The organism is Bradyrhizobium sp. 31Argb, assembly GCF_043638955.1.
In the GTDB taxonomy this organism is placed as follows: domain Bacteria; phylum Pseudomonadota; class Alphaproteobacteria; order Rhizobiales; family Xanthobacteraceae; genus Bradyrhizobium.
The window spans coordinates 1-8,972 of sequence record NZ_JBEGDB010000311.1 but is presented as its reverse complement, the minus strand read 5'-3'; the positions used below and the strand labels follow the sequence as shown (position 1 = coordinate 8,972).

The window sequence follows — 8,972 nt, the reverse complement described above, 5'->3', positions numbered from 1 at the left end:
CGCCCTCTCACCGCAAAAACCCGACCCACACCCGTTCGTTGAGAGCCTTGACTCACAAAGCCCCATATGAGGGTGGGGCAAAGGCGCGCTTGCGCCGTGCCCACCATTTCATGCTCCGCGGCGTCCGGATCGCGCTGGATTGAAAGAGCGTGATGAAAACGTTCGTTTCAAGGAGTCAACCAGCTCCCCACATCTGCTGTGAATACAAGAATACAACCAGAAAGGAACCAGCCATGAAACTCGCTGCAATCATGCTGGCAACTGCACTTGCTCTCTCGAGCACGGCGGCGCTGGCGCAAACGGCGGCGCAAACAGCCGGAACTGCTGGCTACGGCTCGGTCGTCGCGCCATCAGTGGGATCGTACTATTGGCCATCGGTAGGCTCGACAAACGCAGTTCCCACCTGGAGCAACACGACAAACGCCGCGCCTCTGCCCGGTCGCCTGCAGTCGGGTAGTGCAACGGTCGGTGCTTCCGCGGTTCGCAGGTAGCTACCGTAGGGTGGGCAAAGGCGCAGCCGTGTCCACCATTTCTTGCTCAGTTCGTGATGGTGGGCACGCTGCGCTTTGCCCACCCTACAAATCCATATCTCATACCGCGCGAAGTCCCTCCGGCGGCGTCTCGCGGATCAACGCTTCCAGGTCGCGCTGCTCCAGCGTCTCTTTCTCGAGCAGCTTCTTCGCTGCGCGGTCGAGGACAGCGCGCCGCGCGCTCAGGATGCCCTGGGTGCGCTGGAAGACGCGCTCGACGATGTCGCGCACCTCGTGGTCGACCACGGCCGCAGTCTCTTCCGCATAGTCGCGTTCCGGCATGGGGTAGGGCCGGTCGGCGCCGGCCAGAAAATTGCCGGGCTCGCGGTCATAGGCGATGCTGCCGAGCTTTTCCGACATGCCGTAGCGCGTCACCATGCTGCGGGCGATATCGGTCACCCGGCGCAAATCGTCGGCCGCACCGGTGGAAAGATGATCGAACACGATTAGCTCGGCGACGCGGCCGCCGAGCAGCACCGCCATCTTGTTCTCCAGTTCCTCCTTCGTCATCAGGAAGCGGTCCTCGATCGGACGCTGGATGGTGTAGCCGAGCGCGCCGACGCCGCGCGGAATGATCGAGACCTTGTGCACGGGATCGACGCCCGGCAGTGACAGCGCCACCAGCGCATGGCCCATCTCGTGATAGGCGACGATCTCGCGCTCCTTCGGATTGAGCAGCCGGTTGCGCTTTTCGAGCCCGGCCACCATGCGCTCGATCGCATTGTTGAAGTCGCTCATGGTGACGGCATCGCCGCCGCGGCGCGTCGCCAGCAGCGCGGCCTCGTTGACGAGGTTGGCGAGATCGGCGCCGGTGAATCCCGGCGTCAGCGCTGCGACCGCTTCGGGGTCGACGCCGGGCGCAAGCTTCACCTTCTTGATGTGAACCTTGAGGATGTCGATGCGTCCCTTCTTGTCCGGGCGGTCGACCAGCACCTGGCGGTCGAAGCGGCCGGCGCGGAGCAGCGCGGGATCGAGGATTTCGGGCCGGTTGGTGGCGGCGAGGATCACGAGCCCGGAGCGCGAGTCGAAGCCGTCGAGCTCGACCAGGAGCTGGTTCAGCGTTTGCTCCTTTTCATCATGGCCGCCGGCGAACGGGCCGATGCCGCGGGCGCGGCCGAGCGCATCGAGCTCGTCGATGAAGATGATCGCGGGCGCCTTCTGGTGCGCCTGCTGGAACAGGTCGCGCACGCGCGCCGCGCCGACGCCGACGAACATCTCGACGAATTCGGAACCGGAGATCGAGAAGAACGGCACCTTGGCCTCGCCGGCAACCGCCTTGGCGAGCAGCGTCTTGCCGGTGCCGGGCGGGCCGACCAGCAGCACACCCTTGGGCATGCGCCCGCCGAGCCGGCCGTACTCGGTCGGATTCTTCAGGAAATCGACCACCTCGCGCAGCTCGTCCTTGGCTTCGTCGACGCCGGCGACATCGCTGAAATTCACGCCGGTATCGGCCTCGACATAGATCTTGGCCTTGCTCTTGCCGATCGCCATCAGCCCGCCGCCAAGGCCTCCGCCTTGCGCGGCGCGCCTGGCGATGAACCACCACAGGCCGAAGAACAACAGCACCGGCATGATCCACGAGAGCAAATCGCGCAGGAACGTGCTCTCGATCTGTCCGGTGAAGCGGACGTTGTATTTCTCGAGCTCTTGCGCGACCTCCGGATCGACACGCGTGGTGATGAATTGCTTCTGTCCGCCGGGCAGCGGCTCTTTCAAGGTGCCCTGAAGCGTGCGGTCGGAGATGCCGACGCTCTCGATCTTCCCTTGGCGCAGCAATTGCTGATATTCGCTGTAGGGAATCGCGGCGATCTTGCTGGCGCTGACATAGACGTATTGAACAAGCATGATACCGAATATCGCCGCAATCGCATATCCGATATTGAAACGCATCTTGTTGTTCATGACCGCCCTCCGATCAAAACCGATATGGGCCGCTCCAAGCAGTGGTGCAGTCGGGCCGCCGTCCCGGGGGCAGCCATCGTCGCACCATGAAACAGCTAGCGTTCCGCAGCCTGGTTTCAAGAACCTTCCGCGCGACAAATCGTGCGGGACCGCTGGCGCAAGACTTGCGTTGGCGAGCGCCCTGGCGGGTCGACACGCCTGATATCATCATCTTCGTTGAAAAATCAGGCATCGATTTGATCGATTGGGCGGCATCGGCTGGGTGCTCCGACGTGCCGATGATTGGCGCGCGCCGGATGACATATTTGTTTTCGCCCGACGAGTTGTCTCACCCTGAAAATCCGTTAAAACGCGCACCATCTCAAGAAGACTTGAAGGACGGACTGATGAACATTCTTCCCGGTGATTTGCGTTTCGGTGCGGGCCAGCCGGTCAAGCGTTTGGAAGACCAGCGACTGCTCACCGGGAAGGGACAGTTCATCGATGACAAGCCGGAAGACGGCGCGTTGTGGCTGCATGTGCTGCGCTCGCCGCATGCCCATGCCAGGATCGTTTCGATCGATATCAAGGCGGCCGCGGAGATGCCTGATGTCGAGGCGGTCTATACCGGCGCCGATCTCGTGGCCGATGACATCGGCACCATTCCGACGCTTGCGATCTTCAAGCGGCCGGACGGCGCGCCGATGACGGTGCCGCCGCGCCGACTGCTCGCGCATGAAGTGGTGCGCTTTGCCGGTGAGCCGGTGGCGGTTGTGGTCGCGACGTCGCGCGTGCTGGCGCAGACCGCATCTGAGGCGATCGTGGTCGATTACGACGTGCTGCCCGCGGTGGTCGATCCGGTCGAGGCGATCAAGCCCGGCGCGCCATTGGTGTGGCCGGAAGCGCCCGACAACATCGTCGCCGCCATGAGCTATGGCGACGCCGCCAAGGTCGAGGAAGCCTTCGCAAGAGCCGACCACGTGGTCTCGCTCGATCTCGTCAGCCAGCGCCTGGTGCCGTCGGCGATGGAGCCGCGCTCGACGATTGCCGAGATTGAGAAGAAGACCGGCCGCCTGATCCTGCATGTGCAGTCCCAGACGCCAGGCTCGACTCGCGATGTGCTGGCGGAGGCGATCCTGAAGCGGCCGAAGGAGAGCGTCCGCGTGCTGGTCGGCGATATCGGCGGCGGCTTTGGCCAGAAGACCAATCTCTATCCGGAGGACGGCATCGTCGCCTACGCCGCCACCAAGCTGAACAAGAAGATCCGCTGGCGCGGCGCCCGCACCGACGATTTCGTTGGCGGCACCCATGGCCGCGACCTCACCTCGACCGGCGAGTTCGCGCTCGATGCCAAGGGTCGCGTGCTCGCCTATCGCGTGCGTTCGATCGGCGGCACCGGCGCCTATTCCACCGGAGCCGGCAACATCATTCCGCTGGTGCTCGGCCCGTTCGTGCAGACCGGCGTCTACGATCTGCCGCTGGTGCGTTTCGAGGTGAAGTCGGTGATGACCCACACCGCGCCGGTCGGCGCCTATCGTGGCGCGGGCCGGCCGGAAGCGGTGTTCATCGTCGAGCGTTTGTTCGATGCCGCAGCGCGTCAGATCGGCATGGATCCGCGCACGATCCGCAAAGTCAACTACATCAAGCCGGCGCAATTGCCCTACACCAACGCGGTCGGCCAGGTCTATGATTCCGGCGCCTTCGCGCACATGCTGGAGCGCGCTTCCGATCTCGCCGATTGGAACGGGTTCGCCGCACGCAAAAAAGCCGCGAAGAAGAGGGGCCTGCTCTACGGCCGCGGATTGACCAGCTACATCGAATGGACCGGTGGCCGCGCGCACACCGAGAAGGTCAACCTGCATGCGACCGCGGAGGGGCGCATCATCCTGCATTCCGGCACCATGGCGATGGGGCAGGGGCTGCAGACCACCTACACCCAGATGATCTCGGATACGCTCGGCGTTCCCCTCGACAAGATCGATGTCGTCCAGGGAGATACGGATCTTGCCACCGGCTTCGGCAGCGTCGGCTCGCGTTCGCTGTTCGTCGGCGGCACGGCCGTGGCGGTGTCGACCAACGACATGATCAACAAGGCGCGCGAAAAGGCATCCAACCTGCTGGAAGCTTCCGTCGAGGACATCGAGTATCGCGACGGCTTCCTCACCGTGGTCGGCACCGACAAGCGCGTCAGCCTGTTCGAGATCGCCAAGAAAGAAAACGGCGCGCGGCTCTCTGTCGACAGCCAGGGCGAGGTCGACGGTCCGAGCTGGCCGAACGGCACGCATATTTGCGAGCTCGAGATTGATCCGGAGACCGGCGTCACCCGCGTGGTACGCTACACCACGGTTGACGACGTCGGCGTCGCCGTCAACCCGATGCTGGTGACGGGCCAGATTCATGGCGGCGTCGCGCAAGGCATCGGGCAGGCGCTCTATGAGGGCGTCGCCTACAGCGAAGAAGGCCAGCTCTTGACCGCAACCTATCAGGACTATTGCGTGCCGCGCGCAGCCGATGTGCCGCCCATCGTGGTCACGCTCGATCCGTCCGCGCCGTGCAAGACCAACCCGCTTGGCGCCAAGGGCTGTGGCGAATCCGGCGCGATCGGCGGCCCGCCCTGCATCACCAACGGTGTGATGGACGCGCTGAGCGAACTCGGCATCACCAAGCTCAACACTCCGCTGACGCCGGTAAAGATCTGGAAAGCGATCCAGGACGCCAAGGCCGCGAGGACGTAGGCTGTCGGTTGGCAACACGCGCGACGAGGCGTAGCCCGGGTGAAGCGAAGCGTAACCCGGGGCCGCTAGTCATCGCGGATGCAGGAGTCCCGGGTTGCGCTTCGCTCCACCCGGGCTACGAAGTCACCTCAGTCGCGGGATAAACCGGCAACGAAATCAGATCCTTGGACCCTTGCGTAATTCGCGCGAATCAAGCGCAATGGTTGCGCTAAGCGATAACTCAATTGCAACTTGAGGAGCGAAGGCATGTCCGCTCGCGTGATCGTCATTGGCAATGAGAAGGGCGGCTCGGGGAAATCCACCGTCGCCATGCATGTGGCGGTTGCGCTGATCAAGTCGGGCCAGGCGGTGGCCACGATCGATCTCGATACCAGGCAACGCAGCTTCACCCGTCTGATCGAGAACCGGCGCGCCTGGGCCAGGCACCTGCAGCGCGACCTCGGCATTCCCGAACATTTCTGTTTCGGCCAGCTCGAATATCCTTCCGCGGAAGAGGAGGCGGCAGGCTGCAAGGCGCTCGAGGAGACAGTCGAGACACTGGCCGGCCGCTATGACGTCGTCGTCATCGACACGCCCGGTCACGACAACTATCTGTCGCGCACGGCGCATGCGCTGGCCGACACCTTGATCACGCCGCTCAACGACAGCTTCGTCGATCTCGACGTGCTCGGCACCGTCCATCCCGAGACCTTCAAGATCACCGGCACCAGCCACTACGCTAGCATAGTCGAGGAAGCGCGTGGCCGCCGCCGCATCACTCGTCACGGCACCATCGATTGGATTGTCCTGCGCAACCGCCTGTCCGCGCTCGGCTCGCGCAACAAGCGCCTGGTCGGCGACGGCCTGCAGCAGCTTTCGCACCGGCTGCAGTTCCGCTGCGTGGATGGCCTCGCCGAACGCGTGATCTTCCGCGAATTCTTTCCGCGCGGGCTCACCGCCGTCGACGATCTCGACGAACTCACGCTCGGCGCGCGCCCGACCATGTCGCACGTCTCCGCGCGCCTGGAGATGCTGAAGCTGATCACGACGATCGGGCTCGGCAACGCCGTGACCGCGAGCGAAATCGCCGACAGCCGCCAGGCTGTGGCCTGATTCCATCTTGAACCAAACTCTCGTCATCCTCCCGTCATTCCGGGATGCGCCCTCTTGGGCGCAGGCCCGGAATCCATTGCGCCGCATGCGCTGGCGGTGAAATGGATTCCGGGCTCGCGACGTCGTCGCGCCCCGGAATGACAAAAAAGTGGGGTCCGCCGCCCCTGATCTGCTACTCTAGCGCGAGAGCAGACCGGGAGAATTGCGATGCGGAGATTTTGGAGCGTGCTGGCGGCGCTGGCGACATTGAGCCTGACCAATTGCGGCTACAACGCCATTCAGTCCAATGACGAGCAGGTCAAGTCGAGCTGGTCGGAAGTGGTCAACCAGTATCAGCGCCGCGCCGATCTTGTCCCGAACATCGTCAATAGCGTGAAGGGTTTTGCGCAACAGGAGAAGGATGTGCTGCTCGGCGTCACCAATGCGCGCGCCAAGGTCGGCAGCATCCAGGCAACGCCGGAAGTGCTGAACGATCCCGCAGCCTTCCAGAAATTCACGCAGGCCCAGGGCGAACTCACCGGCGCGCTGTCACGGCTTCTGGTCGTGACCGAGAACTATCCCCAGCTCAAATCCGATGCGCTGTTCCGCGATCTGGTGTCGCAGCTCGAAGGCACCGAGAACCGCATCACGGTGGCGCGCAACCGCTACATCAAGTCGGTGCAGGATTATAATGTCGGCATCCGCACCTTCCCGACCAATCTGACCGCGATGCTATTTGGTTACAAGGAGAAGCCGAACTTTACGGTCGAGAACGAGAAGGAGATTTCGGTCGCGCCGAAGGTCGATTTCAACCCATCGCCTTCGCCGTCGCCGTCGAAATAATTCAACGCTGCGATCCGCTTCCGATGAACGCTGCACGCGCCATCCTGCTTGCGCTGCTGGTGGGCTGGATTTTTCCAGCCTTCGCCGAAGTCGCGGTGCCGCCGCTCACCGGCCGCGTCGTCGACACGACCGGAACGCTGTCGCCCGGCGACATCGCCTCGCTGACGCAGACGCTGGAGGATCTGGAGAAACGCAAGGGCAGCCAGATCGCGGTGCTGATCGTGCCGACCACGGGCGAAGAGACCATCGAGCAGTTCTCGATCCGCGTCGCGGAAGCCTGGAAGATCGGCCGCAGGAAGATCGACGACGGCGCATTGCTCGTCATCGCCAAGAACGATCGCCATCTGCGGATCGAGGTCGGCTACGGGCTCGAAGGCGTGCTCACGGATGCCACCACAAGGCGCATCATCGACGAGGTCATCACGCCGAAATTCAAGACCGGCGACTTCGCTGGCGGCGTCGCAGCCGGCATCGACCGGATGATCCGCCTGGTCGAGGGCGAACAGTTACCCGCGCCGGAGCCCGAACACTGGCAGGCGCCTAACCTCTTCGACCAGATCGATCCGTTCAATCCCTTCGTCATTGTCGGAATCTTCGTGCTGGGCTCTTTTCTGCGCACGATGCTCGGGCGGCTGCTCGGCGCCGCCGCCACCGGCGGTATCGTCGGCTTCTTCGCCTGGATGCTTGCGGGTTCACTTGCCGCCGCGGTGTTGCTTGCAATCATCGCTGTCGTCGTCACCTTGTTGGCCGGCAGTTGGGGGTGGGGCGGTCCGGGCGGCTATCAGCGCGGCGGCTGGCCGGGCGGTGGTTATGGCGGCTCCTGGCCCGGCGGCGGCCGCAACTCCCGCGACAATGAGGGCGGCGGCTTCAGCGGCAGGGGCGGCAGCTTTGGCGGCGGCGGCGCATCGGGGAGCTGGTAGCATGAACATCCGGCGCATCAGCAGGCACCTCGTCGAGCACCGCTGGCGGACGCGGCGCCTGTTTCCGCCGCGCGTGCTCGATGCGATCGAACAGGCGATCAAGGCCGGCGAAACCACCCATTCCGGCCAGATCCGTTTCGTCGTCGAAGGCGCGCTCGACGGCGTGCCGTTGTTGCGCAACCAGCTGGCGCGCGAACGCGCACTCGACGTGTTCGCGCATTTGCGCATCTGGGACACCACTCACAACAACGGTGTCCTGATCTACCTCCTGCTCGCCGACCGCGATGTCGAGATCGTCGCGGATCGTGGCATCCACGCCAAGGTGGGCGCGGAAGGTTGGGAGGCGATTTGTCGCATCATGGAAGACGATTTCCGTGCCGGCCATTTCGAGCATGGCGCCATCAAGGGCATCGAGGCCGTCTCACGCGAACTCGCCAGGCATTTCCCGCCGCAGGGCCGCGGCCCGAACGAACTGCCGGATACGCCGGTGGTGATGTAGCGCAAAGCGAACCCGGAATGACATGCGGATCGGCGTCTCGATACCGCTGCCGTCCCGGTCATGTCCGGTTCATCCGGCATTCCTCAAAATTGACGTCATCTGCATCAGAGTCAGTGATGCACGTCGTGATGGCCCGGAAAGTTCCTTAAATTTCGGTAAGACCTCCAGCCAGTAACGATTTCGCAAGCAATAAAAGTTACCAAATGGTCAACCTAATCTGGAGACTTTGAACGTGAGTGAGCAAGAGCGCGCCCCGATCCAAGCTGAAGCCGGAGCCAGCGGTGCCGGGCCGGCCGCTCCGGCCGCTTCGGCCGATATGAAGGCGCCGGAGATCGCGGCAAACCAGGAAGAGACGGCGCCCAAAGCGGACGCTCCCAAGTTCGAGGCGCCCAACTTTGAAGCGCCCAAATCTGACACTCGTATTGCCTCACCTGAGGATGTTACTTTCGCTTGACGGATGTAGCTCCGACTGTCGGCCGGTCCGAGGTTGCGT

At 63.6% G+C, this 8,972-nt stretch carries 8 protein-coding genes; 7 read left to right on the top strand and 1 reads right to left on the bottom strand.

All coding sequences use genetic code 11. The features are described 5' to 3' along the window. Nucleotides 1-233: 233 nt before the first annotated feature. Nucleotides 234-491, top strand: a complete 258-nt coding sequence (locus AAFX91_RS35535) for a hypothetical protein (protein ID WP_282529332.1) — start codon at nucleotides 234-236, stop codon at nucleotides 489-491. Nucleotides 492-590: 99 nt separating this feature from the next. Here AAFX91_RS35535 and ftsH read toward each other — a convergent pair whose 3' ends face one another. Continuing rightward, on the bottom strand, nucleotides 591-2,432 hold the full coding sequence (gene ftsH / locus AAFX91_RS35530; RefSeq protein WP_282529331.1) for an ATP-dependent zinc metalloprotease FtsH: 1,842 nt from the start codon (nucleotides 2,430-2,432) through the stop codon (nucleotides 591-593). A gap of 386 nt (nucleotides 2,433-2,818) precedes the next feature. Here ftsH and AAFX91_RS35525 point away from each other — a divergent pair, with 386 nt between their 5' ends. The 6 genes from AAFX91_RS35525 (at nucleotide 2,819) to AAFX91_RS35500 (ending at nucleotide 8,933) form a co-directional block, all read left to right on the top strand. Next, nucleotides 2,819-5,146, top strand: coding sequence for a xanthine dehydrogenase family protein molybdopterin-binding subunit (locus tag AAFX91_RS35525; RefSeq protein WP_394569646.1), 2,328 nt, complete (start codon nucleotides 2,819-2,821; stop codon nucleotides 5,144-5,146). 246 nt (nucleotides 5,147-5,392) lie between these two features. Next, a complete protein-coding gene (locus tag AAFX91_RS35520; protein WP_394569645.1) occupies nucleotides 5,393-6,238 on the top strand; it encodes a division plane positioning ATPase MipZ in 846 nt (281 codons plus the stop codon). Between the two features lie 207 nt (nucleotides 6,239-6,445). Continuing rightward, complete coding sequence (locus tag AAFX91_RS35515) at nucleotides 6,446-7,060, top strand: LemA family protein (protein WP_130583413.1); 615 nt, start codon at nucleotides 6,446-6,448, stop codon at nucleotides 7,058-7,060. 23 nt (nucleotides 7,061-7,083) lie between these two features. Then, nucleotides 7,084-7,980, top strand: coding sequence for a TPM domain-containing protein (locus AAFX91_RS35510; RefSeq protein WP_394569644.1), 897 nt, complete (start codon nucleotides 7,084-7,086; stop codon nucleotides 7,978-7,980). A gap of 1 nt (nucleotide 7,981) precedes the next feature. Continuing rightward, nucleotides 7,982-8,479, top strand: a complete 498-nt coding sequence (locus tag AAFX91_RS35505) for a TPM domain-containing protein (RefSeq protein ID WP_394569643.1) — start codon at nucleotides 7,982-7,984, stop codon at nucleotides 8,477-8,479. Nucleotides 8,480-8,711: 232 nt separating this feature from the next. Further along, the gene (locus AAFX91_RS35500; protein ID WP_394569642.1) at nucleotides 8,712-8,933 is read left to right on the top strand and encodes a hypothetical protein; all 222 of its coding nucleotides are present in this window, start codon (nucleotides 8,712-8,714) and stop codon (nucleotides 8,931-8,933) included. The last annotated feature ends 39 nt before the right edge of the window (nucleotides 8,934-8,972 follow it).